The organism is Dyadobacter sp. NIV53 (assembly GCF_019711195.1).
In the GTDB taxonomy this organism is placed as follows: domain Bacteria; phylum Bacteroidota; class Bacteroidia; order Cytophagales; family Spirosomataceae; genus Dyadobacter.
Window position 1 is genome coordinate 6882644 of the sequence record NZ_CP081299.1, and the last position, 25177, is coordinate 6907820.

The following is a 25177-nucleotide window of genomic DNA, read 5'->3' on the forward strand; positions in this document are numbered from 1 at the left end:
GATTTCCGGAAATATTAAACCAAGAAAAATAATCATGAAAAAAGTATTAGTAATTGCAGCTTTTCTTGCTTTTGGAACTGTTTCCTATGCCCAGGATACAACAAAGACAAAAACTGAAAAAGCTGTCGACAAAACCAAGGAAGTAGCCAAAAAGGTTGGGAAAGGCGTTAAAAAAGGAGCAACAGTGGTTGGTGAAGAAGTAAGCAAAGATGCGAAAGTGGTGGGAGCAGGAACCAAAAAAGTGGCTAAAAAAGTGGCCAAAGGAACTGAAAAGGCTTATGACGCAACAAAAGAAAAAGTGCAGGAAGTAACCAAGAAAAAGACAGATAACTAATATTTATTGCTGCCATTAATGAAACCTGTTCGTTGCGGACAGGTTTCATTTTTTTGCCTTGTAATTTAAAATAAATACGTAAAATGTAGTTTTTACAGTCGAAATTAGACAATTGAGGAACAGGTTGGCAACTGATTGTTTCCATTGTAAGAATTGTATATCCCGAAATTTGTAAAATCAGGAAAAATAAGACAAGCCTAAGTGGTTTTTTGCCGGAATACTGCTTGTTCATCAAGTAAAAACCTTATTATTTAATACATAAATTACTTGTTATCAGATTGTTGGTTTACAATACTCACTTCATTGTGGAGATTTAATATGATTTTAATATGACGTATATATATCTACGTTTAAAATTTATGTTAATGATTGGTTTTCGTTTGGATTTTCTGATAAGTGTATAATGTAAATGGATTACAATCAGGGTTGTTCGCTTAATTTAAGTTCCCAATAAACTTGTGGAATATCAACCCCTATGGCAGTTTGGTAGAGTGTGTTCCTAATAAGTGAATGATCAGATTCTTTGGTAATACGTATAATTAACCATAGATAAACTTGTAATTTATGCTTTGGCACAATTGTTATATAGACATTATGCAATTTAAATATTATTAAAAGTGAAAAGCTAGTTTAATAATTTGTAAATTGGGAAGGGGAATTTTACGATTTACCGAATGATTCTAAGAAAGTATGATGTCAGCAATTTTTATAAATTTTTACTTGCTGCATTTTTCTTAAACCAAATTAAGCAGCAATTATAAATATCCGCGGTTTCCAGGTGTTTGCCCGAAGACTTAGTAAGCTTCCACCTGCGTTTATCAAACCGTAATTAATTTTTAGAACCCAATGACTCAGTACAGAAATTGTACTGTTAAAATATTTTTGTGCCAAGGTCAATTTAATCAACATTCAATTTTTCTTTTAACTCAACATATGACGCGTTTACCCAAAAATTTATTATGTTTATCGCATCTGCGCTGGGACTTTGTTTACCAACGTCCTCAACATTTATTAACACGTTTTTCTGAGTTTACAGCAGTTTATTTTTTGGAAGAACCTGTGTTTGGTTCAACCGATATGCCGTATCTGACTTTTTCCCAAAGAATGCCGAATCTGTGGGTTTGTGTTCCGCATCTTTCCAAAGGATTGAGTAAAACAGAGATCAACGCGCAATTGAAAGAACTGCTTAAATTTTTCTTTGTCAATAAAGATGCCTCAGAATTTATTTTCTGGTATTATACGCCAATGGCCCTGGAATTTTCAGGACATATGAAGGCAGGCCTTACCGTTTACGATTGCATGGATGAATTGTCTGCTTTCAAATTTGCGCCGGAGGAACTGAAAAATTTGGAGAAACAGCTCTTTAACAGTACTGATATTGTTTTTACCGGTGGACATTCTTTGTATGAATCCAAGAAGATGCAACACTACAATATCCATCCGTTTCCAAGCAGTATAGATAAAAAGCATTTTTCGCAAGCAAGAGTAAAAGGGCAGGAGCCGGCTGATCAGGCCAATATCAAAGGGCCGAAAATTGGTTTTTATGGTGTAATTGATGAGCGTTTTGACAGCAATCTGATTCAGGGAATTGCAGATGCAAGGCCGGACTGGAATATTATCCTGATCGGGCCAATTGTTAAAATTGATCCGAAAACATTGCCAAAAAATAAGAATGTCCATTATTTAGGCTCCAAATCTTATGAAGAGCTGCCTAAATATTTATCGGGCTGGGAAGTTGCGATGGTGCCATTTTTGCTAAATGAATCAACACGATTCATCAGTCCTACCAAAACACCTGAGTACCTTTGCGGAGGCGTTCCTGTGGTTTCAACAGCGATTAAAGACGTTATTAATCCTTATGCAAAGAACAAACTGGTATCAATAGGAGTGGATTCGGAAGACTTCGTTGATGCAATTGAAAGTCAGCTTAATAACCAGGATAAAAGCAAATGGCTTGAAGAAGTAGATCAGTTTTTGGCCAGCAATTCATGGGATATTACCTGTTCAGCCATGACGGACGCAATGATTTCAACAATTGGTAGCAGAAACAAGATTACAGTTTCGGTTAATGGTGTATCGAAAGTTTAGTACAAAAAGAAGATATAACCGGCCGCAGGTGCGGTTAAGAATATGCGACTGCTGTGATCCACAGCAGTCGCTGTTTCAATACGGGCATGCTGAATTTAAGTTTAAGATGTAAAAATGCCCGGAAATATAATCCCCGGTAAGAGATGGAATTAAATCATTTATACAAGATAAAAAGTAAACAATGGCAGAAATTAAGAATCCGTTCCAATCGTTCTGGATGGGAGGCTACGAATGTACAGACCAACTGAACACCCACGGAAACAGAGTGGATTTCCTTCATATTACTTCTCATTTAGAGCTTATTAATGAAGATTATAAGCAATTGCAAACTTTTAGTATTACTACTGTACGGGAAGGAATTCGGTGGAGCCAGATTGAAAAGGAACCCTATGAATATGATTTCAGTACGGTTCATCAAATGATTGATGCCGGTAAAGCAAACGGCGTTCAGCAGATCTGGGATATATGCCATTTTGGTTATCCTGATGATCTCAGCCCCTTACATCCCCATTTCACCAGGCGTTTTGTCGCTTTATGTAAAGCATTTGCTACATTTTATTTTTCGGTTAATCCTGATGAAACACTGATTGTTACACCTATTAATGAGGTAAGTTTTATTTCCTGGCTTGGCGGCGATGTGGCAGGCACATCCCCTTATTGCAGGCACAACGGATGGGAAGTGAAGTACGGTCTTATGCGGGCATATATTGCTGGTGTAAAGGCTTTTAAAGAAATAAACCCTGCTACGGTAATACTTACGACAGAGCCGCTGGTGAACATGGTGCCGCCCTTAAATGCTACACCCGAAGAAATTCTGGATGCCCGAAAACAGCATGAATTACAGTTTCAGTCTGTGGATATGTTATGCGGAAAAATATGTCCGGAATTAGGAGGCAAACCTGAATACCTGGATATTTTGGGTTTCAATTATTATTACAATAATCAGTGGGTAATAGGAAATTTTCAGTTTTTAGGATGGAATGACCGTGTGCCTGATCCAAGATTCCGGTTGTTATCCGATTTGTTAAGAGACGCTTATTTGCGGTATAATCGTCCGATTGCACTTACAGAAACAAGCCATCCTGGTGTAGACAGGCCAGTATGGATCCGGCAGATTACCAGTGAAATCGGCAAGGTTTTACAACTGAACATACCCTTCTGGGGAGTTTGCATATATCCGATAATTGACCGTCCGGACTGGGATAATCTTAAAAACTGGCATCATTCCGGTGTGTGGGATACCGATTCAGGAGCGTTATCGGATAACAGGATTTTGCATGAACCTTCTGCTCACGCCTTACTCGAATCGCAGCAGAAACTGGCAAATATGATCCGTTAGCAAAAATATATTACATTAGCGGAATATGCAGACCAGTATTCCCAATCTTGATCTTTGTGCACTTTCCGAATATCGTGAAAATGATATAATGATCAGCCGTTTTGCACAATATCTTGCTGAACATCAGAATCTTGTGTTCCCTCACCGTCATAGTTTTTATCAGTTTGTGTTATTTACTAAGGGTGGGGGAACTCATACTATTGACTTCCGTCATTTTGCAGTAGCGCCTTTTCAAATCTATTTTATGATACCGGGACAAGTGCATACCTGGGATTTTGAAGGAGATATGGACGGTTATGTTGTGAATTTTTCAGAAATATTCTTCCGGTCTTTTTTACTGAAAACCGATTATCTGGACAGCTTTTCATTCTGGAACGGCATTACAGAAGAAAGTGTACTGACCTTACCAGCAGAAATCAGGAAAAGTATTATAAACCTATCAGAAGACCTGGTCCTGCAATACCAGTCGAATCATGTTTTGCGCGAAGATATGATTCGTTTGATCCTGCTTCAATTATTTGTAATGATAGAACAAAATGTAATTGTTAATCCTGACAATACCGTACATCATGTTCAAAATGCAGTTGTCAGGAATTTTCAAAAACTGGTTGAAAAGAACTATGTTACGGTCAGATTACCAGGTGAGTACGCGCATTTATTGAGTGTTACGCCCAATCATTTGAATGCATTAGTAAAGGAACATCTGGGTAAACAAGCTGGTGAAGTAATTCGTAACCGCATTATACTGGAAGCGAAAAGAATGCTTGTCAGCCTGGAAATGAACATATCTGAAATTGCGTATGAGTTAAATTTCAGCGACAATTCCTATTTTACCAAATTCTTCAAAAAGTACGAAGGAACATCCCCCGAAACATTCAGAAAAAAATCTAAAGTTTAAAGTGAAATCACATTACTCTAAACTCTGAACTCTAGACTTTTCATTCTACCTAAGGCATTACATTATTTTTTGCCGGTTTGATAAACAAAGCCAGCCAGGATCTGCGCGCAAGTCTGTAAAACAAAGGAGTTAATATAATCAGTACAGGAATGATGCTGTATAAAAAGTAATCGAGATATTTTTCGAAGAAGTTAACGAACACCAAAAAATAACTAACCATAAATGCTACGTAAAAAGCATAGCTCATGTATAAAGCACCCTGATAAAAACCTGGCTCAGGAACAAGGTTTTCTCCACAATTAGGGCAGTGTTTATGCATCTTGTCAAAATTTTTGGCATAAGCACTTTTAGTGATAAAAAAATCACCTTCTCCACAGCGTGGGCATTTATTAAAAAGGACGGTATATAATCTGTTTTTGTGGTTCATGACTGAAATCATTGCTTAGCGTTTCCTGGTAAATGTAACTGTTATAATCATGCCATTTACCCGTCACAAATGTCCGTATTTATTATTTGCCTCGAAAAGACAAATTGTTTGTTTTGTGGTACTAATCAATGGTTTTACTAATTAATCCCTGGCAGGCAGTTAATAGTTTCGATAAAAATTAATCAAACAAAATACATCAACTAAGCTTGATAATTGACAGAAAATTAAAATATTTATGAAAAAATTCTATTTCAGGAAAATACTCTGTTAAAAAACAAAGGTACGGCATCGTTTTTGCCCTTCAGGCAGGTCAAATATTAAGTTATCAATACCACTATGTTAGATCTGAGTGAGCTAAATACCCCGAACTTAATAATTTGTTAACATGTATCTGCTTGTAACTAAATGTTTACTTTCTACCTTCATAGCTAAGATAACTTAAACAAAGTCATGAAATCACTATACTTTTTTTGACATTACTTGTAATTGTATGTTCCTGCAAAAAAGATGATTCTGTTAACCCGACTGACATTGGCCTTATCATAGAAAATAAGGACTGGTATATTTTAACTGCTCCGGACTCAAGGGAAATAATAGCAGCCTATGGAGATATCGACGCCAGTCTGGTAATTACAGACGGGAAAAATATATACAAGACAACAGATAAGGGAAAGACGTGGCAGGATGGTGGTTATGATTCCAATAGCGGGCTGTTTGGATTCGCAGCCAAAAATGATACTTTATCAGCCCTGAATGTTCTGAGTAAGTATTCGGATCATGGCGACGATTTGTTTGCTACAAATCCTTTCTATTACAGTCTGGACCAGGGTTCTTCCTGGTCTCCGTATCCTCCTTCTTATCGAGATGAGCAAACGGCGGTTGTAACAAACCGTGTAAAGTCGGCATCGGGAATTGAGTATCTGGTCAATCGTGAAGAGTCAGGAGGATATATTGAAAATAAAAGCATTAAAAATTCCCTGGGTGCCATAATTACCTTACCATCCAGGCATCAGATCAACAGTCTGTTTTTAGACAGCAAGTCCCGGATTTATATCTCAGCTTCTGCGGCACTTTGCGGTAGCGGTTCAGAATTTTCCTATTGTGGAACCCAGAATGGAATTCTGTACATATCCAAAAATGCACAGCCATAATATGGGGCTTACCAGATACTTAACCCTTTGGGAAAACCGGCTTCGTCCTTGCCAAGCCACTTCATGGAGCTGAAATTGCCGTTGGTTTTTATTATTTATGCAGGTGCATTACAAACGCAAAGCCATTGCCGCCTAGATTTCAAATCTGGGCAAGCTGGAACAAAAAAGATGTGGGAGGCGATTTTAATGACGATATCACAATGCATTACGGCATCATATCTCAACAGGATAGTACTCGCCAATACCAATAACTATGTTTTACTCGGAGCAAATTTAGGTTGGCAGTCATATAGTGATAAAACGGTTGTCGCTGGTTACAACGTAACGGTTACAGGCAGCACCACCGGTATTGGGCTGGATGCAAAATTCGGACATAAGATCAGCCCGGGCGCTGCACTTCTCTTTGGCCTTTCATTTACCGGAGGTACGCTTACCAAAGTAAAAGCAACCAATGGTTCTCAGTCGCAAACTATCAAATTACCCAAGGGGCAATACGAAAGTTTATCAGGCTTGAATTAACGCTCGGATTGGAATTTGGCAAACAGGAGCAGGTTTTAATTTCAGACCTCTTCGTCTAGCAGATTTTCTTAGTAATCCATCATTATTTTATAGATTGCAAGTATTTAGGAAAATACGAAAGCATGTACTTAAATGATTGTTGATCATTTTAATAACCTATAAATTATTTGAAAAACGCCAAACTTAAAAATGGTCACTTTACAAAAGCCTCACAAGAAACATCCAATTGAAATCGGGACGAACTTCATTTTTTTATCACAATCCATTTATAAATCCAGCTATTTCTCTAACAGTCAGTACCGATTCAATTCCCACATGGCTAATGGCGTGTTGAGGCATAAGAGGCATTTGGGCAGTATCAGGATTTTGGGCAATGGTTATTCCGCCTGCATTTTTTATAGCTTTTAGCCCTTTGGTACCATCTTCGTTGGCACCGGACAGGATAATTCCAGCCATAGACGATCCATATATATCGGCAGCGGATTCAAATGTAACGTCGATACTGGGCCTGCTGAAATTGATTTTTTCGGAGTAATCCAAAGAGAAGGTATAGTCCTTTTCAATGAGTAAATGATAGTCGGATGGTGCAAGGTAAATATAACCTGGAAGTATGGCATCTTTATCTTCTACTTCGTTTAATGGCAATGTGGTTTTGGTAGACAAGAGTTCGGCCAGTGATGAATCACCCGAATTGCGGCGATGCAATATGATAATAATAGAAAGTGACAAATCCGGGCGAAGCAATGGTAATAGTTTAAAAAGCACTTCCAGGCTTCCGGCAGATCCTCCGATCACTACAATTTCAACGGGCAGATTTAAACTATTTTCTTCCATATTTTTTCCCTGTTCAATTGCTTGTAATTATTTTGAATAGCCGAAAATTTAAGTGTTTCTTTCGTGCCCAACGCCAGATAGCCCAACGGCCCCAGACTTGCATCGAAAAGTTTTAGTACTCTGTCCTGTAAGTCTTTATCGAAATAAATCAGGACGTTACGGCACAATATCAGGTCAAATTCATTGAACGAGCTATCTGAAACGAGGTTATGTGTGGAAATAATGATCTTTTCTGAAAGCTCCTGGTCAAATTTTGCCTGTCCATAATTGGCAGTATAATAAGATGAAAAATCTTTTTGCCCCCCTGAGCCAATATAACTTTCAGAATAATGCTTCATTTGGTCTAATGGAAAAATGCCTTTTCTGACTTTCTCCAACACAGTAGGATTCAGGTCAGTGGCATAGAGAAGGGATTTCCTTAAAAGGCCGGCTTCTTTTAAAAATATTGCCATAGAATATACTTCCTCACCTGTGGAACAGCCTGCATGCCATATACGAATAAAAGGTTTGGTGCCTAGTACAGGCAGCACATCGGTTCGGAGAGACTGGTAAAAACTGGGATCGCGGAACATTTCAGTCACATTCACTGTAATTTCTTCCACGAAACGTTTCAGGTAAGTAGTATCCGTTTTTATGCGGTATCTCAATTCGGCAAAACTTGGGAATTTATCCAGAGAGTACAGGCGCAAAACACGTCTTTTGATAGACGCTTTCGAATAATTTGTAAAATCGTAGCCGTGTATATCAAACAAATCATTTAATAAAATATCTATCTCTTCATCTTCAATCATCACATTTCTATATTTTTGCCAATAGCTGTAGCAATTGATCGACATTGATCGGTTTGGAAATATATCCGTCGGCACCCGCCTGCAAACATTTCTCCCTGTCGCCCACCATAGCCTGCGCTGTTACCGCAAAGACGGGCGTATTTTTTCGGTTATACAAGTTCTTGATAATGGGAATAGCTTCATAACCATCCATTTCCGGCATCATCATATCAATCAGAATGGCGTCAATATCTTTTCCTGTTTTTAGCAGTTCCAATGCTTCGGGTGCTCCCGAGCAGGAAATACAATCATAGGATCGCGCGCGCAATGTAGCCGACAAGGCAAAAATATTCCGCGCATCATCATCAATAATCAACACCTTCTTCTTCATAATTTTAAATGGTAAAAGGTTAAGGGTTACAAGGTTAATTATTATATTTTTTTATTAAAGAGTAGTGCTTTAACCGTTGATCTTTCACCCTATTCTTTTTTTAAACACTTTTCTCATAAAGCCATACGCGCAGCAATGACATCAGCTGATCAATATCTACCGGTTTGGTAATATAATCCGATGCGCCGGCGTTAATACACTTTTCACGGTCGCCAGTCATAGCTTTTGCTGTTACTGCAATCACCGGCAGGTTTCTCCATTGGTAATTTTCCCGGATTTTTCTGGCTGTTTCGTAACCATCCATTTGCGGCATCATCATGTCCAGCAATACAACATCCACCAACGGATTTTCGTGAAGTTTTTGCATGGCTTCTTTTCCGTCCAGCGCCGTAATAACATTCATTTTATAGTTTTCAAGTGACTTCGACAATGAGAAAATATTTCTTACATCATCGTCCGCTATCAGTACCGTTTTATTGTTTAATATTTCATTCAGGCCACCTAACCTTTTAAATTCACTCGTTTTTGCGGTTGGTTTTTTACTTTCTTCCACAACGTGCAAAAACAATGAAACTTCGTCGAGCATACGTTGGTAGGAGTGGGCTGTTTTCACAATAATTGAATCCGCATACTGTTTTATCCGTAATTCTTCGGTCATCGACAGGCTTTTTCCGGTAAATACAATAATAGGGATATTCCCAAATTCCGGATTCTTCTTTACTTCTTCCAAAGTCTCGTATGCTCTTTTATCAGGAATGCCCATATCCAGTATAACACAGTCTACTTCATTTTCCCGTAATGCTTTTATTCCTTCTGAAATGTCTCCCTTCAACTCAGAATTGATATTATATGTCCCTAAAAAATAGGCCAGGGCCTTGGCATGCTTTGAATTATCTTCAACTATAAGCACCTTTTTTGCTTTTCTGCTGATCACATACTCAATTTTTTCAAAAATATCATGCATTTTATCTATCACCATTGGCTTGTCGATAAAATCAACAGCACCTTTCATCATGCTTTCACTTTTCATACGGTGTGACGACATAATATGAACCGGAATATGCCTCGTTTCAGGATTGGCTTTTAGTGCATCCATCACTTCCCATCCACTCATCACAGGCAGTTGAATATCAAGCAGAATTCCTAACGGGTTAAAAGTTCCGGCCAGTTCCAGTCCTTCATCACCCCGCACCGCGACTATTCCCTTATAACCTTGTTTTCTGGTGTAATCGAGGAGTGATCTTGCAAACAAAGTATCATCTTCAACAATCAGAATTACTTTATCGGTGCCGGTTATAACATGTCTGTCGTCCGGTATATTTTGAGGAACAACTGTGCTGATAAACTGAGAAGGGTCGGGAAATCTGACTTTTTGCTGGTTTTCATTTCTTAACGAAAATAAGTTCTCTTTAATAGGATTTTGTTCCGTCTCCGAATTAACGACAGGAATATACATGGTAAATTCACTTCCCTTTCCAGGAAGGCTGGATACTGTGATTTCACCTCCAAGAAGCTTAACCAATTCTCTGCTGATAGAAAGTCCAAGGCCTGTTCCTCCGTATTTTCTTTTTGTTGATCCGTCTGCCTGCTGAAAAGCTTCAAAAATAAGCTGTTGTTTCTCAGGAGCAATTCCGATCCCGGTATCTTTGACGACAAAGCAAATCCTGTTATCCTCGTGACTTGCTTTTATGTCAACAGTTACAGCTCCCTTTGAAGTGAATTTTATCGCGTTGGATATCAGGTTTTTAAGTATCTGTTCCAAACGCATTTTATCCGTTTCAATAAAAGCCGGAATTTCGGGGCTGAGTGTAATTGTAAATTCCAGTCCTTTTTCCCTGGCAACCTGTGTAAAGAGCGATTTAATATCTACACTTACTTCTTTCAGCGAAACCTGATCAAATTCCAGTTCCATTTTACCGGCTTCAATTTTGGAAAGATCAAGAATTTCATCAATCAAACCCAATAATCCATTTCCTGACGACTGAATTACAGTTGCATATTCGACCTGATCATTACTTAAAGTCTTTTCATCGTTTTCGGCAAGTAACCGGCTTAGCAATAAAATTGAATTGAGCGGCGTGCGTAATTCATGCGACATATTTGCCAGGAATTCCGATTTGTACCTTGTTGTCAGTTCAAGTTCTTCGGCTTTTCGCTGTATTTCAAAATTCTTTTCTTCCAGTAATCCGCTTCTTTCTTCCAGTTCTTCATTGGTTTGCTGTAATTCCTCCTGTTGAACCCTTAATTCTTCTTCGGATGCCTGCAGTTTTTGTGACTGCGCTTCAAGTTCCGTATTCAGGTTTTCGAGTTCATTATGCTGTGTTTGCAGTTCTTCGGATTGTGCCTGCGTTTCTTCCAGGAAGTTTTGAAGTTTTGCGTAATCTAAAGCACTGTTTATGCCAATGGCCATTGCTTCCAGGTTTTCTTCCAGGAACTTTATTTCCAGCGGCTCAGGGTATTTTAACAATCCCAGTTCTATAACCCCGATACATTCGTGCGCATAAACCAGTGGGAGTATCACAAGCACAGCCGGACTAGCCGATCCCAAAGTAGAAGAAATATTGATATAGTTTTCAGGAATATCTTTCACAATCAGCGGCTTTTTGTTTTTGATAACCTGTCCTGAAAGCCCCTGTCCGGAGATGATTTGTTCCGGTGCATCCATTGTGGCATACTTTGCACCCAGGGTAAAGTCCCAGTCGCTATCCAGAATGTATATCGTGGCAAGAGGCGCATTAATATAACCAGTAAGGGTCTGGATCAAATTAGCTGCCAGTTTTTTAAGGACACGTTCGCCACGAATGGCATCGCTGACCTGTACAGTTCCAACCTGCAGCCAGGCCTCATTTGTAAGTGTAGTAAAAGTTTGCTCAAGAGAGCCGGTCATGGAATTTAATGCGACGGCAATCCGGCCTATTTCATCATCACCAACATCAGCACTTCTTTCTGTATAATTCCCAGAAGATATTTTTTTTGTAATTTCTTCCAGATTATTGATCCTATGCCTGGTTTCACCGTATTTTTTCTCTTCTTCCAATTGCTGCAGCAAGCGGTTATTCATGTCTCTTTTAATCCTGAAATACGCAAAACCTGTGATCAGGATCGAAACCAAAGCAGCAAAAAGTAAAAGAAAAGGAGTGTAGTTGATATAAATTTCCTGCTGGCTAAGTCTCTCCTTTAAAGTTTTTTCTTCCTCTGATTTTACCTGATTGACGATCAGCCTGGTGTCATCCATGATCTTTTTGCCTTTTCGCATTTCATTGTTCCTTTCATCGGAATTAACGAGATACAGTGGGCTTTTTCTTGCAAAATCTATTACCCTTTCCATTTGGGCAAATCGGGCTTCGTAGCGTTCCTTGAGTGGAATAAGTGTTTTTTGCTGGATTGGGTTTTCCAGAGTAAGCGCTATCAGATTATTATAAGATGCCGTTGTCCTGCTGTAAGCACCATTATAAGGTTCAAGAAATACAGGATCCAGAGTTAACAGAAACCCGCGTTGTCCGGTCTCAGCATCTTTAATGTAGGATATAATGTTTTCGGCCTCTATCAGTACCTGGTTTGTATGGTTAACCAGCTGGGAATTAACAATCAGTTTCTGAGTACTGTAATAAGAGGCGGTAAGGCTCAGGATCAGTAATATAATTGAAGCTGTAAAAACGATCTGTAACTGAAAAATAATAGAGTTAGAAGTCCTTCTCATGGCATTGATAATGATGCTTGATCTTTAAGTTTTAAGGTTGGGAAACAGGAAGTACCAGAATAAAGCGTGCCCCGCCATTTTCACTGCTTTGAGCCGAAATCAAACCATTGTGTTTGTCCATGATTTTTTTCGCAATAGCCAGCCCTATGCCTGTTCCTTCATATTCGGCCTGATTATTAAGTCGTTGGAATATAACAAAAATACGATCCAGAAATTTTTCATCAAAACCAATACCGTTATCTGCAATAATAATCCGGCAATATGCACCATTTCTGTCCTGATTGCCATCAATTGATTTTACATCGATCAGCTCTGATGTGATTTTAATATATGGTGTGGTATCGTGGCGCGAGAATTTCAGGGCATTACTGATCAGATTTTGAAATACCTGCCTGATCTGGCTCGGAATCGTGTCGATAACAGGAATATATCCCAGATTGACTTCAAACTTTTTCTCAGTAATAACTTCTTGAAAATCAACCAGAAGTTCATTAATCAGCGTATTAAGATTAGTAGGGGAAAACTCTGCATTGACTGAGAGCCTTGAATAATCGAGCAGGTCACTTATGAGCCTCGACATTTTCGCTGCTGCACCAATGGAGCGATCAAGATAAGATGCTGCTTCCGCATTAGTACTCAGAAATTTATCCTTAACCAGATGACTGAACGTTTGAATTTTTCGTAAAGGTTCTTTCAGGTCGTGCGATACCACCCAAGCAAACTGCTGGAGCTCGTGGTTGGTACTTTCAAGTTCAGAGTTTTTGTTGAGCAGTTCTTTTGTCCGTAATTCAACTTTATGTTCCAAAAGTTCATTGGCCATTTTTTGCTGATGGATATCTGTAAATGTGCCCACCCAGCGAATAATTGCAGCCTGTTGAAAAATGGGAATCGCCTTTAATAAAAAGTATTTGTACTCCTGTGTCTTTAAGTGTTGAAGCCGTAATTCCCAGCTAAATTCAATTCCGTCCTGAATATTCTTCCTGAGTTTGTCATATACCTCGTGATCGTCGGGATGAACATCCGGAAATCTGCCTGCTAGTTCTGAATATTGAAACCAATGCTCGTTTACATATTCAATAATACCGTCCATGCCAAGCGTAAATGCAATTTGAGGTAACGATTCCATAACAGAGCGCAATTCCTGCATTCTTTCTGCCAGATTATCCTGAGCCTGTTTCCTGATCTCAATCTCTTTTTGCAGGGAATTCTGTATTATTTTAAGCTCTTGCTGCTGTTCGTAGAGTTTATTGAAAGTCTTTACTTTTAAAAGTAAAATATCGGTATCAACTGGTTTGGTCAGGTAGTCAATACCGCCGGATGAATATCCCTTTGTAATAAATTTCTTTTCTTTATTCACAGCCGAAAGGAAGATGATCGGTGTGTCCTTCGCTTTATTAAAACCGGAAACAGCTTCTGCAACTTCAAACCCGTCCATTCCCGGCATCTGAACATCCATGATAATGACAGAATAACTCGTATTGAGGATTTTTTTAAAGCTTCCTCTCCTGATCCGGCGCTGTCAGTTTCAAAATTATTTAACTCCAGTATTTTCCTTAATGGTAATATATTTTCGGGTCTGTCGTCGACAATAAGAATCATAATAAACTAAAAAATATCATTGTTTTCCGGTCTTATAGTGTCATAGGATAGATAATAAAAAATTGTTACCTGAGAAGATAAAGTCAGAAAGAAAGGATTCTTACCTTATTAATTCGTTTAAATCACCGGTTTAAAACGTTTATGCCTATACGAATTTTCAGTGTAAAGTGTGTGCACAAAGCATATTCATAAATATCATACCTGAAAATTCATTTGTTAGAATTGAAAAAGAAAGATTTACTGAACAGATCTCATGATTTTTCTGCCAAAAGATCACTCACAATCTCTTTAAGTTCTACACTCCATTTTTGAACGGTTATCATGGGGTGGATATACGGAACGTTAAAATCCTCAACAATAGAGGTCTTTTCTAATTCTTTAACCAAAGTAATAATTGCATCTACAATATTTTCTTGCGATGGATCATATTGTGTATCCTCATTGGTTTCGCTGACACGGGACAAAAAATCCTTTATTTTAATCAATTCTTCCTTTGAAATTTGCTGTTTATCCATCATGAAAAAAGGCTATCCGGCTCATTAGCGGCCTTATTGTTGGGAATTATTTTTCCCCTGAATCGCAGATTCAGGTGCTTCTGTGTTTACAGCAAATATTGTACTAACTATTATATTCAGGTAAACGGGGAGTTGTTGGGATCTGTGGCATGAATTAAATGTCCCGGATCTTAATTTTCATCTGATGAGGTGCTGTTTCATCGCCGCCAAAATAGGGGAGCAATTTGTACGCAATACCAACTCCACCTGAGCAGTGGCGGGGCATTACGGTTTCAATTCCGTTAAATGTAAAAACATAAGTATTCTCATTCGTCTTCAGGCCAAAGCTGGTTATTTTACCAATTTCCGTAGTTCCGAGTTCTTTTTCCTGTCTTTGTCCGTTGACATAAATATAGGCATAGATCCGTAATGCATGATCCCGCCAGTTCCAGCCAAATCGTGCACTGTTTGCCTGGTGCTGAGAACTGCAGTCAGAAAAACCCAGTAGCTTATTGATATCATTTTGGTTTTCAGGAATAGAAGTCTTGTAAATGCATGTACTGTCAAATACAGCCTGAAACCGCATACCAGAGGAGGTAAATAAACCATTGGAATTGTGATCCACTTCATGATTTCCGGCCTGAATGGTATAAGTGACAAAATCGTCACCAAAACTGGGTGAATTTCCGAACCAATCGCAAGAGGTCAGCAATAAGGCAAGAATGGAGAGTAAGCTGTAAATTTTCATTTCAATTTTTAATTCCCGATGCTTTAAACGTTTTTTTGTCTTGGTAATTACTTTTCGGAAACAATTTAGAACAATATGAATTTTGTTTACGTATACCTCTTTCAGTTTTTTGGTTTGCTTACCTGATAAACATGAAGTTCGGGTGTAACATCCAATAGGATTTTGCGAAATTCACTAACATCCTTGAATTGCAGCTGGGTTATGGTTCTGGATTCGTACCGGATCTCAAATTGTTCTGACTCAAAAGGCCAGGGATCCACATGCAGATGTTTTTCATCCAGTGAATAAAGCTGGTAACATTGCTGGTCAGGTCCGGTACTGATCTCGATCTTTCTGTTTTCAGGCTGTATCAGTTGCTGACAGATTAATAACGAAAAAGCATCACACCATTCCAAAATGGCATACGCATGTATCAGTTCGTTCTCATTCAGGCCAATTTCTTTTTTCCAGACAGATTCCTGCTTTTGCAGATTATCAGCATATTTTTTTGCGGCCTTATAATCTGAACTGCCGTACAAAAATCTGATATGACGGGAAGTTAGCAAGGCTATATACCGGCTTTTGGTTAATGCATATCCTATTAATTCATCGCATTTTTGTTTTTCAAACTTTCTTGATTTAAAGTTAACCGGCCCGCCATTTTCATTGATTAATTTATTGTCAGAGTCAAACTCGTTGAAAACATCGTCGTGCCCGGCCGTGGCAATAATTGTTTCCAGCCATCGTTCCGGCCGGTTTTCTTTTTTCCAGTGAAAACATATTTCTCCGGCTAATAAACCATGAGCTCTCTGGGAAATAATCTGCCACCCGTTTTCCAGGTAATTTACAATCATGAATGAAATTAAATAAACTTTACTTTTTGAGGTCAGATCAAATAGTATGCCGCACTTATTAAATCACACATTAATTTTTATTTCAGTTTAGAATCCAGCAAATATGAGTCACAGGTTTAAGATCTAATATTTAACTTTGATAAGATGTTGTCGAATAACGTATTGTAAATAACTTCCTTAAATCAGTTTCTATGAAATGGGTCTGGTGCTTTATCTGTTTTCTCCTCATTGCATGTGTCTCGAATGCACAGGATCGGTACCTGAAAATTACTACCGATTGTATGATACCTGCATCACCATTCACAAATATCTATTCTATTGATAACCGGTCAGACAATCAGCTTTTAGGGTTTTTGGAAGGAAAGAAAAGCGGAATAGAAAGTGTCAGTTTTAATGGAAACCTTACAGACACACTGGCTCATATTTTTGTAGGACAGCCATTAATAGGTGTAGAAACAGAACTCGTTTTAATTTTGAACGAACTCTTTCTAAGTGGATCCGAAAATTCAGGAAAGTTTAAGTTATCCATGCGTTTGTTTTCTTCCCGGGGTACAAAAGCGTACACTGAAATATTAACTGTGGACAGTATATATGTAATACGGGGCAAAAATTCGAATGAAAAATTACTTTCTTCTATAAGTGACCAGTTGTGCGAAATAAGAAATCGGGTAATTATGGATCAGAATAAAACATCTGAAAATGCATTTTATTATTCTTTGAAAGAACTTTATGATCTTGATAGCCTTGAAAAATTAAAAATTCCCATGTACCTCACGGACAAACCTGCGCGGGGTATTTACAAAGACTATGAACATTTTAAACGAAATACGCCGGATATTGATACCGAAATTATTATCGATACGAATGACCGGAAAGGTATTCAGGTTGACAGGGTTTTTAAAAATAAGAACCGGAAAGTTAAATTAGATCCAACCGGAATTTACGCGGTTTCTGATGGCAAAAAGCTAATTAAAGTTACTTCCTCCGGTGAATTTCTTGAAATAAGAAAACAAAACTTTGATTTTTATTACGACCGCCCCGGTTCGTTTTCAAGTCAGGAATATCCTTTTGCTCCTAATTATTTTCCTGGTGGAGGACGGATAGGTACAACCAGAACGGGGGACTTGGTAATTCGCCTTAATAAATCCGACGCAGATAATACGCCGTTCTATCGTTTTAAAATTAATCATCGAAAAGGCAATTCGGTGCCGGTTTCAATCGTGGACAAACGAAGATGATAGTATTAATAGAAATGTATATTTCATAATTATAATAAAAAAAGGAAGCCGGGTTGAACCCCAACTTCCCAATTCTAAATTCATCATTCTTAGCTCCTAATCCTTTTTCTTACCCTGGCTTTGGGTTTGTTTTTTATTATTGGTGATATGGTCACCTTTCACTGTTTCTTCTTCCTTATGTCTGCTGTCCAGATTATCTTTATTTTCTGTCTTCGACTGGGTCTGAGACTTTGGGTTGGACGTTTGTGACTGTTTCATAACAATTTAATGTTGGTTATGTCACATATTATATAACAATTGTGCCAGGCTCACTCAGCTTCAGGAGAGGCTACAATAGTCTTGATTTGCCTGCTTCCTTCGTATAACTCGTATTCCAGCAACCGGCAATCAATCGTACTGGTATAAAATTCTATTCTTCGTTTCGCTTTAAGGCCGATTTTTTTTGCAAGATCCAGATTCCCCGTAAAAACATAACCATAATAACCGCCGCACTTCTGTTTCATGAAATCCCCAATTCTTCCATAGGTTTCTTCCAGTTCATCCACATCTCCAAGCCGGTCGCCATATTCAGGATTGACAAAAAAGACGCCTTTTTCACCAACCGGAACTTCAGCACTGGCAAAGTCACAAACTTCAAATTCAATCATATCAGCTACACCGGCAGCTATTGCGTTCTTTTTTGCATTAACAACCGCCAGTTCGCTGTAATCGCTGGCAATGATGCGTAGTCCCGGTACTTCGGTAATCTGTTGTTCGAGCTTATCCTGTTCGGCAAAATATATTTCCTCGTCGTAACCCTGGCAGTGCATAAATGCATAATTGGTACGGAATAATCCCGGTCGGCTGTTACTTGCGATCAGTGCAGCTTCAATTGCCAGCGTACCTGAACCGCACATAGGATTTATAAATGGAGAATTTCTGTCCCAGCGGCTCGCCAGTATTGTTGCTGACGCCAAAGCTTCAAGCATCGGCGCACGTCCAGGGATTTTACGGTAACCATGCCGTGCCAGTGAATCACCGGAAGTGTCAATAAATATTTCGGCATAATCGAATTTCCAGAAAAGATGTATCACAGCACCAGTCAGTTCCGGGCCAGTAGTTGGCCGCGTCCCCCTTTTTTCACGAAGCCTGTCCACAATAGCATCTTTTACCCGCACATTGGCAAACATATTATTGTTAATGGTCGGATTCTGGACATTGCTTGTTACTGAAAAATAACCAGGGTCGGGGATGATATCTTCCCAGCTTATTTTCAATAAATGATTATATACATCATCTGCATTTTTTGCCTCAAATTGCTGAAGACTATACAAAACCTGGCTCGCACAATACAGGTTTAGGTTTAGTTTAATACAGTCGTTGATGGTACCCTTTATACGTACTCCGGTTATAAAAGCTTCTTCAATTTCAAATCCCAGATCTTTTACTTCCTGCTCCACATATGGGGCGAGGCGTTTATTGCAGGTAATGGTAACAGGGGCAGCGGTGGTATATAATGACATGAATTAATTCGAAAGTAAGAAAAGCACAAACTTACACGTTTGCTGTTGAAGATTCAGGTTTCAGCGAAAATGTTTGTTTCCGTTATACGTCTTTGGATTCATTCGGCCGACTACAATTTGGGATAAATTCTTGTATGCTGGTTATGTACAAGATACCAGCGGTCGGCTTTTTTTGGAAAATGAGAAGCTGATATATGTTACTTACCGGTTTATCAGTTCCGTCAGGATTAAATCTGTAATAACGGTATCGGATGAGAGAATATGCAATATTGTTTTCAGCAGTAGTACTTACAACTTCGGGAATGATTTCCCACTTTTTTTAAACCATGCTTCATTAAATTCAAGAAACTTTTCCTTCGAATACATGATCTCCCCATCTGGAAATATCATTGTTATACTGTCTGCAACAGTTTCATCCAAAGCTGGTAAATATTTTTGTCTTATACCAAGTAAAAAACGGTCTCTTGCTTTTGTGAAAACGGTGTCCTTTTCAATCTGGTTCTGCGCTTCACAAACCCAGGCCGAAAATATAAATAGCGATATGAAAAGCACTTTTTTCATCGCAGTTCAACAGTTTGAATTTCACATTTAAATAATTTTTAATTGTTAATGAAACGAAATATTTTAGTACATCAAATTACAAAAATTACCGGACAATATTTTTATTTCGTACAACTTTTGATCGGATGGTTAATTACTTTGAAAATATTTTTAATAACATCAAAAAAGTTCTAAAATTTAATTATTCAATAACGTTCATAAATAACGGTTAATAATATACTTTTGCGTAGTATATTTGTGAGTCGGAGAATTTATTAATTCGCTCTGTTTCAATTGTTTTAAAATGAAAAAATGCTACAAAATTTTATAATAGGTTTAAGTGTTATTTAAAGTAATACTACCGTTAAATAAGAATATTGTATGATTATTGATTTTTTGCAGCCGTTTATTTAGTATTGAATTTTACCTTACCACCACCTTAACTTTAATTCACATGCCATTCATTGAAATTGCCTCGATGCATTCACCAGGGCTTAATTTGCGCCAGGAAGATTTTAACGTTGCAATTATTGAAAATCATAAGCGTAAAAGCTGTAATCAGATTTTCGATAATTTTTTTAATGGCGAAGACGGAACCATCATTCATATTGGTGACCCGGATCTTCGGAATGACAAGAATAATGTTTGTTTTGCAAGTGAAATTATAGACTGGGACTTTGAACCCGTTGATATTATTTATTTTCCGGAAATTGATGACGATTTTGAAACTTGTACCGGAGGGGAAAACCAGCAGTTTAAATTTAAGTTTTTAAGCCGTTACAAAAGAGATATTGACAGGCTTCTTCGCGTTGCCCTCAGAAAATCTCCAATAAAAAAAGGCTATATATTGTCCGATTACCAGTTTGGCCCAAGCATTCCACAGATTGAAATAATCTCCCGTATAAGTGACTTTTGGTCCAGGCATGATCAGGAAGGATTAATGTATAACACTGTTTATGAATTATACGGCTCCTGATTAGTTAGAAGATTTTGGAAAACAGGTATATAAAAACGCCGGGCCATAAATAGTTGCCCGGCGTTCTCATTTATATTATTAATTTAAATTCCGTTTAACTCAGCCTGGGTAAATGCTTTTTGGCGATCACCCAGTTTCCTGCGTTTGGTAACGACTTCATCAGTTGTAATTTTCTCAGCATCATTACGCCATGATTTACGGATATAGCTCAAAAGCTGTGCAATATCTTCACTTGGCATATCTTTATCATATCCTATTCCAGGCATATCACCACTTACTTCGGGTGATTCATATACATGTCCATTTACCTGCACCGGCCCGGTTAATCCGAACAGCACAATTGAGATCAATTTGTCTTTATTTCCCGTAACCCATTCCGACTGATTTAGAGGCGGGCCCAGTGATTTAACTCCATTTCCGTCTGGCCCGTGGCATGTCTGGCAAATAGAAGTGAATAATGCTTCTCCTTTTGGAAATTGTTTTTTCAAAACATCGGGATTACGGTTGGCCAGTGCATTCTTAGCATTGGTAATCGCTTTCTGAAGTTGTTTATTGAAAACAAGATTTTTATCACTTAATGAAGCAGACAATTCTTTCTCAAATTTTACTTCGCTGTCCTGTAAATTACTGATGACCGCATCAGATACGTATTTGTTTTGCGGATATTTTACTGCCAGTTTTTTCAGAAGATTATTAGCAGCCGTTTCGTCATGGATCTTTATTGCCGGTGCCAAAAATGCAAGGTAAGGGGCAGCCAGCGTATCATCGGAAGCAAGTAGCTGGTCAAACCCTATAACAAATTGCTGATAATTATCACCGTTGACCAGGGAAGGAACTGCGGTAAGAGCAGCCATTTTTGCTGGCCAGACCGGTTGGTTCAGTAAACCCAGAACCTCTTCGGTTTTGAGTGCATTGAGGCCTTCCAAAGTCCAGAGTGCATGAATAGCAAACAACGGATTTTCAGTCTGTATCATTGCCAGCCGCAAAGCAGGAATAGCCTGCGTTGATTTTGAATCAATTAACTTTTGCTGTGCGTTATCGCGTACCCAGCCATTTGGATGACTTAGTAATTTCACCAATTGATCAGGATCATTGGGAAGCGTTGTAATCCGCGGTTTTGTATTTATCGGAACAATCTTATAAATCCGTCCGCTTGCCAATGGCTGTGTAAGTTCCCGTTTGCCTATTTCGCCTTTGAGATAAGGTGTCAGATAAGTTTTATGCTGAATAATCCCTCTATACATATCCAGTACATACATGGAACCATCGGGAGCATTGTATAAATTTACCGGTCGAAAACGTTCGTCAGTACTTGCCAGAAATTCTTTGTTTTTGTAAGCCTGTTCTCCTTTTATAACATAACCGTTTTCGTCCATAATATTCCGTTTGATCAGATTGGCTGATGGTTCGGGAACGAATGAATTGTTGGCGTATGCCTTTCCAAAAAGATCGCCTCGGTAAATAACTGGCCCGGCCGCGGCGGTGAAATCATTCAGGCGAAGGCTATCGTCCAGAATCCCTTTCATATAACCTCTGTTCACGCCAGGAGTTGGCCGTATCGGATATACTTTATTATTCGCAACTGCCTTTTCATTAAAACCGGCAACGCCACGCTGATTTTTATTGGTAGCTCCCAAGCCGGGTGAAAAGTAATCGCCCAGCAGGTTCTGCGAATTATTGTTATAATAAAGGCGACCATAATTATCCTGTGTGATGCCCCACTGGCCACGGAAATGGGTATGTTCGACAAGCCATTTGTCTCCTTTTTTGCGATAACGTTTATCAGATTTGGCATTATAGATCCAGTTGTCCATAGCACGAAGCAATCCGTTTGGCTGGTGCTCCACATTTCCGCCTTCTGTATATTTATCGTCTACTAAAAGTTTTTTAACAGCTTTATCATTATTGATTTCATAGAACCAAAGATTGGTAGGTTCAGCAACCAGAATACCGTTGTCAATCAGGCAAATGGCTCTTGGTAAAACGAGTGAATCCAAAAATACCTTGCGGTCGTCATAAACACCATCTTTATTTTTATCTTCCAGGATAACAATTTTTCCATTCGGAATTTCTTCGCCTGTGCCTACTGTATCCTGCATATAACCTGTCATTTCCACAACCCACATTCTTGCTTTATCGTCAAAAAGCATGGCAACCGGCGTACTCACCAACGGTTCTGCGGCAACGAGTTTTACCTCAAAACCTTCTTCCACAACCATTTTGCTGATCGCATCCTGAGGAGAAACAAAAGGTGATTTGCTGAAATCAATTTTAGCAGGATCAATTTTTACCTTTTCAACCGAACTGGCAGCTTGCCGGGATGCAGATTGTTTGTTCGACGTACAATAAAAAAGTACTGACGAAATTGAGGTGAAAAGAAGGAGATACTGAAACTTTTTCATTGAATTTGATTAACTGACAAACTATTGACAGAGATACGCTTTTTGGTTTGCTTCGGATGATTCTTGTAACAAAGATCATTCCTGTCTTAACGATTCCTCAACCGGTTTCATATTTTTAGTAAGAAGATTAATGATAAGCCACGCAGTAAAATACGCCAGTCCGCAAATGACAAAGAGAATATTGTAACCTGAACCGATATTTCCGGCAGCTTTGTAGTAATCCAGTAAGGCGCCAACAAGCAAAGGGAATAATGTGGATCCAATTGAACCGGCCATTCCCCCAATTCCTACAACGGAACTTACCGCGCGTTTTGGGAAAATGTCAGATACGATTGTAAATATATTGGCACTCCAGGCCTGATGCGCTGCTGTTGCGACACTTATAATTGCCACTGCAACCCACACATCCGTAGCAAATTTGGCCAGAATAATAGGTAATACTGCAAACGCAACAATTAACAAAGTCGTTTTTCTTGCTTTTAACGGAGCCCATCCTTTTTTGATTAAATAGGAAGAAAGATAACCTCCACCGATACTCCCGAAAGTAGTGGCAGTGTAAACGATCGCAAGGTGAAGACTTGGTTTTTTTAGATCTAACGAAAATGTAGTTGCAAAATAGGAGGGAAGCCAGAACAGGAAAAACCACCAGATTGGATCAGTAAGTAGCTTTCCCGTAATAAAAACCCAGGTTTGACGTAGCTGTAGCAACTGCGTCCATTTGATCGGTGTTACATTTTCGACAACAGTCGGATCGTTGTCACTATGAATATACTCGAATTCTTCCGGGGAAACCTTTTTGTGGCGGGAAGGAATTTCATAAAATAACCACCAGAAAACGAGCCAGATAAAACCCAGTGCACCCGTAATCAGAAAAGCTTCACGCCACCCGTATGAACCTAACAGCCACGGAACCAGGATAGGTGCTGCAACTGCTCCGATACTCGTGCCCGAATTGAAAATACCGGTAGCCAGTGCACGCTCGCGTTTAGGAAACCACTCAGCAGTTGCCTTTACTGCCGCCGGGAAGTTACCCGCTTCACCAAGACCCAGAACAGCGCGTACTGCTCCAAATCCAAATGTTGTTTTTACAAAAGCATGTGCAATTGCAGCAAGGCTCCAGATAATAATTGAAATAGAATAACCCAGTTTTGAGCCGATCCTGTCGATAAAATTTCCGAAAACCAGGTATCCCAGTGCGTAGCAGCCAGCAAATACCATGACAATATTGGCATAGTCAGATTCTGTCCAGTTAAATTCTGTTTCGAGAGTAGGTTTTAATAGTCCCAGAATTTGTCTGTCGATGTAATTGATTGTTGTTGCAAAGAAAAGTAAAGCACAAATGACCCAACGATAATTGCCAATTTTGGTTTGTTTCATAATATGAACAAGTGGGTAGCTCAGGTTTAGGTTATAGCCGTAAAAGCAGTTTGGGAATAAGACTGCATTTTCGACATTCTACCCTTTAATGACAATCGAGGAGTTTTGGCTTTGGTCAGAAGGAAATGTAAAAACGGTCAAGGGTAAAACGGTAAAAAGGTTAATGGTAAAACGGTTAAGGGTTACAGGTATGCGCGGCATGGCAAAAAAATACGTCCCAATGCCTTTAATCATTTCACCTTTGACCCTTAACCTTTTAACCCTTTTTTATGAAATCGGATAAGCCAGTTGTGCTTTAAGTAATTCTGCTTCATTGGTCAGATCAAGTCTTAACGGCGTAATGGAAACAAAATCATTTTCCATTGCCCAGCGATCTGTACCTTCTTCTGACGGCTCTAATGGAATAACAGTAAACCAATAATGTTTTCTGCCCATTGGGTCAATACCCGGTTCAATTCTATTATCATAGAGCCTTACAGATTGGCGGGTCCATCTTACACCTTTCGGATTATGCGGAAAATTGACGTTGATCAGGTTCAGGTGCGGATTTTTAAACAACAAATCCAGCGCTTTTTCAACGAATGGATCGAGCAATTCAAAATTAGGCTCAATTTTATCTGCCGGCGTGCTCAGTGCGATACCCTTCATACCAAACAGAACAGCCTGTTTTGCCGCCGCAAGTGTACCCGAATGCCACATAGCATTTCCCAGATTTGGCCCCATATTGATACCGGATAAAACCACATCCGGTTTGTCCCACAAATGCTGGCCTAAAGCGACGCAATCCGCAGGTGTACCATTAACACGGTATGCTTCCAGTCCGTCAAAGGATACAGGTGATTTTTTATATGAGAGCGGTCTGGATGAGGTAATCGCATGTCCCATAGATGATTGCTCGGCATCCGGGGCAACAATTTTTACTTCTCCAAACCGCGCTGCAATCTTAGCAAGTGCTGCTAGTCCGGGGCTATATATTCCGTCGTCGTTTGTTACTAAAATTTTCATAATTGTATGATT

The 25177-nt window shown here is 39.0% G+C and carries 23 protein-coding genes; 8 read left to right on the forward strand and 15 right to left on the reverse strand.

Features of this window, described 5'->3' with window-relative positions:
* The first annotated feature begins 34 nt into the window (after nucleotides 1-34).
* The 4 genes from KZC02_RS28215 to KZC02_RS28230 all read left to right on the forward strand — a co-directional run bounded on the left by KZC02_RS28215 (nucleotide 35) and on the right by KZC02_RS28230 (nucleotide 4659).
* Complete coding sequence (locus tag KZC02_RS28215; protein WP_221391727.1) at nucleotides 35-334, forward strand: hypothetical protein; 300 nt, start codon at nucleotides 35-37, stop codon at nucleotides 332-334.
* Nucleotides 335-1267: 933 nt separating this feature from the next.
* Nucleotides 1268-2422: a glycosyltransferase family 1 protein gene (locus KZC02_RS28220; protein WP_221391728.1), complete on the forward strand. Its 1155-nt coding sequence runs from the start codon at nucleotides 1268-1270 to the stop codon at nucleotides 2420-2422.
* A gap of 181 nt (nucleotides 2423-2603) precedes the next feature.
* Nucleotides 2604-3761 carry a family 1 glycosylhydrolase gene (locus tag KZC02_RS28225; RefSeq protein WP_229253856.1) on the forward strand — a complete coding sequence of 386 codons (1158 nt, stop codon included), beginning with the start codon at nucleotides 2604-2606 and terminating at the stop codon, nucleotides 3759-3761.
* Between the two features lie 25 nt (nucleotides 3762-3786).
* The gene (locus KZC02_RS28230; RefSeq protein WP_221391729.1) at nucleotides 3787-4659 is read left to right on the forward strand and encodes a helix-turn-helix transcriptional regulator; all 873 of its coding nucleotides are present in this window, start codon (nucleotides 3787-3789) and stop codon (nucleotides 4657-4659) included.
* 49 nt (nucleotides 4660-4708) lie between these two features.
* Here KZC02_RS28230 and KZC02_RS28235 read toward each other — a convergent pair whose 3' ends face one another.
* Nucleotides 4709-5086 (reverse strand): DUF983 domain-containing protein, encoded by a 378-nt coding sequence (locus KZC02_RS28235; RefSeq protein ID WP_221391730.1) that lies wholly within the window; start codon nucleotides 5084-5086, stop codon nucleotides 4709-4711.
* Nucleotides 5087-5556: 470 nt separating this feature from the next.
* Here KZC02_RS28235 and KZC02_RS28240 point away from each other — a divergent pair, with 470 nt between their 5' ends.
* The gene (locus KZC02_RS28240; RefSeq protein ID WP_221391731.1) at nucleotides 5557-6237 is read left to right on the forward strand and encodes a hypothetical protein; all 681 of its coding nucleotides are present in this window, start codon (nucleotides 5557-5559) and stop codon (nucleotides 6235-6237) included.
* Nucleotides 6238-6300: 63 nt separating this feature from the next.
* Entirely contained in the window at nucleotides 6301-6756 is a 456-nt protein-coding gene (locus KZC02_RS28245) for a hypothetical protein (protein WP_221391732.1), read from the forward strand.
* 255 nt (nucleotides 6757-7011) lie between these two features.
* Here the strand turns inward: KZC02_RS28245 and KZC02_RS28250 are convergent, their stop codons facing one another.
* From KZC02_RS28250 to KZC02_RS28285, 8 genes are all read right to left on the reverse strand, one after another.
* Nucleotides 7012-7590, reverse strand: a complete 579-nt coding sequence (locus KZC02_RS28250; RefSeq protein WP_221391733.1) for a chemotaxis protein CheB — start codon at nucleotides 7588-7590, stop codon at nucleotides 7012-7014.
* On the reverse strand, nucleotides 7572-8381 hold the full coding sequence (locus KZC02_RS28255; protein WP_221395217.1) for a protein-glutamate O-methyltransferase CheR: 810 nt from the start codon (nucleotides 8379-8381) through the stop codon (nucleotides 7572-7574). The genes KZC02_RS28250 and KZC02_RS28255 overlap by 19 nt, the downstream gene beginning before the upstream one ends.
* 7 nt (nucleotides 8382-8388) lie before the next feature.
* On the reverse strand, nucleotides 8389-8754 hold the full coding sequence (locus tag KZC02_RS28260; RefSeq protein WP_221395218.1) for a response regulator: 366 nt from the start codon (nucleotides 8752-8754) through the stop codon (nucleotides 8389-8391).
* A gap of 97 nt (nucleotides 8755-8851) precedes the next feature.
* On the reverse strand, nucleotides 8852-12451 hold the full coding sequence (locus KZC02_RS28265) for a response regulator (protein ID WP_221391734.1): 3600 nt from the start codon (nucleotides 12449-12451) through the stop codon (nucleotides 8852-8854).
* Nucleotides 12452-12482: 31 nt separating this feature from the next.
* Complete coding sequence (locus KZC02_RS28270) at nucleotides 12483-13907, reverse strand: ATP-binding protein (protein WP_310590380.1); 1425 nt, start codon at nucleotides 13905-13907, stop codon at nucleotides 12483-12485.
* 394 nt (nucleotides 13908-14301) lie between these two features.
* Nucleotides 14302-14568, reverse strand: coding sequence for a hypothetical protein (locus KZC02_RS28275; protein WP_221391735.1), 267 nt, complete (start codon nucleotides 14566-14568; stop codon nucleotides 14302-14304).
* A 151-nt stretch (nucleotides 14569-14719) separates the two neighbouring features.
* A complete protein-coding gene (locus KZC02_RS28280) occupies nucleotides 14720-15292 on the reverse strand; it encodes a hypothetical protein (RefSeq protein ID WP_221391736.1) in 573 nt (190 codons plus the stop codon).
* A gap of 101 nt (nucleotides 15293-15393) precedes the next feature.
* Nucleotides 15394-16125: a DUF3891 family protein gene (locus KZC02_RS28285; protein WP_221391737.1), complete on the reverse strand. Its 732-nt coding sequence runs from the start codon at nucleotides 16123-16125 to the stop codon at nucleotides 15394-15396.
* A gap of 191 nt (nucleotides 16126-16316) precedes the next feature.
* Here KZC02_RS28285 and KZC02_RS28290 point away from each other — a divergent pair, with 191 nt between their 5' ends.
* Entirely contained in the window at nucleotides 16317-17363 is a 1047-nt protein-coding gene (locus tag KZC02_RS28290) for a hypothetical protein (protein ID WP_221391738.1), read from the forward strand.
* Between the two features lie 96 nt (nucleotides 17364-17459).
* Here the strand turns inward: KZC02_RS28290 and KZC02_RS28295 are convergent, their stop codons facing one another.
* From KZC02_RS28295 to KZC02_RS28305, 3 genes are all read right to left on the reverse strand, one after another.
* Entirely contained in the window at nucleotides 17460-17621 is a 162-nt protein-coding gene (locus tag KZC02_RS28295; protein ID WP_221391739.1) for a hypothetical protein, read from the reverse strand.
* Nucleotides 17622-17671: 50 nt separating this feature from the next.
* Nucleotides 17672-18865: a class I SAM-dependent RNA methyltransferase gene (locus KZC02_RS28300; RefSeq protein WP_221391740.1), complete on the reverse strand. Its 1194-nt coding sequence runs from the start codon at nucleotides 18863-18865 to the stop codon at nucleotides 17672-17674.
* Between the two features lie 288 nt (nucleotides 18866-19153).
* Nucleotides 19154-19426, reverse strand: a complete 273-nt coding sequence (locus KZC02_RS28305; protein ID WP_221391741.1) for a hypothetical protein — start codon at nucleotides 19424-19426, stop codon at nucleotides 19154-19156.
* Between the two features lie 433 nt (nucleotides 19427-19859).
* Here KZC02_RS28305 and KZC02_RS28310 point away from each other — a divergent pair, with 433 nt between their 5' ends.
* Nucleotides 19860-20381, forward strand: coding sequence for a hypothetical protein (locus KZC02_RS28310; protein WP_221391742.1), 522 nt, complete (start codon nucleotides 19860-19862; stop codon nucleotides 20379-20381).
* An 83-nt stretch (nucleotides 20382-20464) separates the two neighbouring features.
* Here KZC02_RS28310 and KZC02_RS28315 read toward each other — a convergent pair whose 3' ends face one another.
* The 3 genes from KZC02_RS28315 to surE form a co-directional block, all read right to left on the reverse strand.
* Nucleotides 20465-22783 (reverse strand): c-type cytochrome, encoded by a 2319-nt coding sequence (locus KZC02_RS28315; protein ID WP_221391743.1) that lies wholly within the window; start codon nucleotides 22781-22783, stop codon nucleotides 20465-20467.
* Nucleotides 22784-22858: 75 nt separating this feature from the next.
* Nucleotides 22859-24160, reverse strand: coding sequence for an MFS transporter (locus KZC02_RS28320; protein WP_221391744.1), 1302 nt, complete (start codon nucleotides 24158-24160; stop codon nucleotides 22859-22861).
* Nucleotides 24161-24427: 267 nt separating this feature from the next.
* Nucleotides 24428-25165, reverse strand: a complete 738-nt coding sequence (gene surE / locus KZC02_RS28325) for a 5'/3'-nucleotidase SurE (RefSeq protein WP_221391745.1) — start codon at nucleotides 25163-25165, stop codon at nucleotides 24428-24430.
* Nucleotides 25166-25177: the final 12 nt, after the last annotated feature.

Excerpts from the sequence above, each read along its gene's own strand:
- KZC02_RS28310 (WP_221391742.1), top strand. The coding sequence starts at position 19,860 with ATGCCATTCATTGAAATTGCCTCGATGCATTCACCAGGGCTTAATTTG.
- KZC02_RS28215 (WP_221391727.1), top strand. The coding sequence starts at position 35 with ATGAAAAAAGTATTAGTAATTGCAGCTTTTCTTGCTTTTGGAACTGTT.
- KZC02_RS28320 (WP_221391744.1), bottom strand. The coding sequence starts at position 24,160 with ATGAAACAAACCAAAATTGGCAATTATCGTTGGGTCATTTGTGCTTTA.
- surE (WP_221391745.1), bottom strand. The coding sequence starts at position 25,165 with ATGAAAATTTTAGTAACAAACGACGACGGAATATATAGCCCCGGACTA.
- KZC02_RS28250 (WP_221391733.1), bottom strand. The coding sequence starts at position 7,590 with ATGGAAGAAAATAGTTTAAATCTGCCCGTTGAAATTGTAGTGATCGGA.
- KZC02_RS28285 (WP_221391737.1), bottom strand. The coding sequence starts at position 16,125 with ATGATTGTAAATTACCTGGAAAACGGGTGGCAGATTATTTCCCAGAGA.
- KZC02_RS28235 (WP_221391730.1), bottom strand. The coding sequence starts at position 5,086 with ATGAACCACAAAAACAGATTATATACCGTCCTTTTTAATAAATGCCCA.
- KZC02_RS28225 (WP_229253856.1), top strand. The coding sequence starts at position 2,604 with ATGGCAGAAATTAAGAATCCGTTCCAATCGTTCTGGATGGGAGGCTAC.
- KZC02_RS28300 (WP_221391740.1), bottom strand. The coding sequence starts at position 18,865 with ATGTCATTATATACCACCGCTGCCCCTGTTACCATTACCTGCAATAAA.
- KZC02_RS28255 (WP_221395217.1), bottom strand. The coding sequence starts at position 8,381 with ATGATTGAAGATGAAGAGATAGATATTTTATTAAATGATTTGTTTGAT.
- KZC02_RS28315 (WP_221391743.1), bottom strand. The coding sequence starts at position 22,783 with ATGAAAAAGTTTCAGTATCTCCTTCTTTTCACCTCAATTTCGTCAGTA.
- KZC02_RS28295 (WP_221391739.1), bottom strand. The coding sequence starts at position 17,621 with ATGAAACAGTCACAAACGTCCAACCCAAAGTCTCAGACCCAGTCGAAG.
- KZC02_RS28280 (WP_221391736.1), bottom strand. The coding sequence starts at position 15,292 with ATGAAAATTTACAGCTTACTCTCCATTCTTGCCTTATTGCTGACCTCT.
- KZC02_RS28245 (WP_221391732.1), top strand. The coding sequence starts at position 6,301 with ATGGAGCTGAAATTGCCGTTGGTTTTTATTATTTATGCAGGTGCATTA.
- KZC02_RS28305 (WP_221391741.1), bottom strand. The coding sequence starts at position 19,426 with ATGAAAAAAGTGCTTTTCATATCGCTATTTATATTTTCGGCCTGGGTT.
- KZC02_RS28265 (WP_221391734.1), bottom strand. The coding sequence starts at position 12,451 with ATGAGAAGGACTTCTAACTCTATTATTTTTCAGTTACAGATCGTTTTT.
- KZC02_RS28275 (WP_221391735.1), bottom strand. The coding sequence starts at position 14,568 with ATGATGGATAAACAGCAAATTTCAAAGGAAGAATTGATTAAAATAAAG.
- KZC02_RS28220 (WP_221391728.1), top strand. The coding sequence starts at position 1,268 with ATGACGCGTTTACCCAAAAATTTATTATGTTTATCGCATCTGCGCTGG.
- KZC02_RS28270 (WP_310590380.1), bottom strand. The coding sequence starts at position 13,907 with ATGGATGTTCAGATGCCGGGAATGGACGGGTTTGAAGTTGCAGAAGCT.
- KZC02_RS28230 (WP_221391729.1), top strand. The coding sequence starts at position 3,787 with ATGCAGACCAGTATTCCCAATCTTGATCTTTGTGCACTTTCCGAATAT.
- KZC02_RS28290 (WP_221391738.1), top strand. The coding sequence starts at position 16,317 with ATGAAATGGGTCTGGTGCTTTATCTGTTTTCTCCTCATTGCATGTGTC.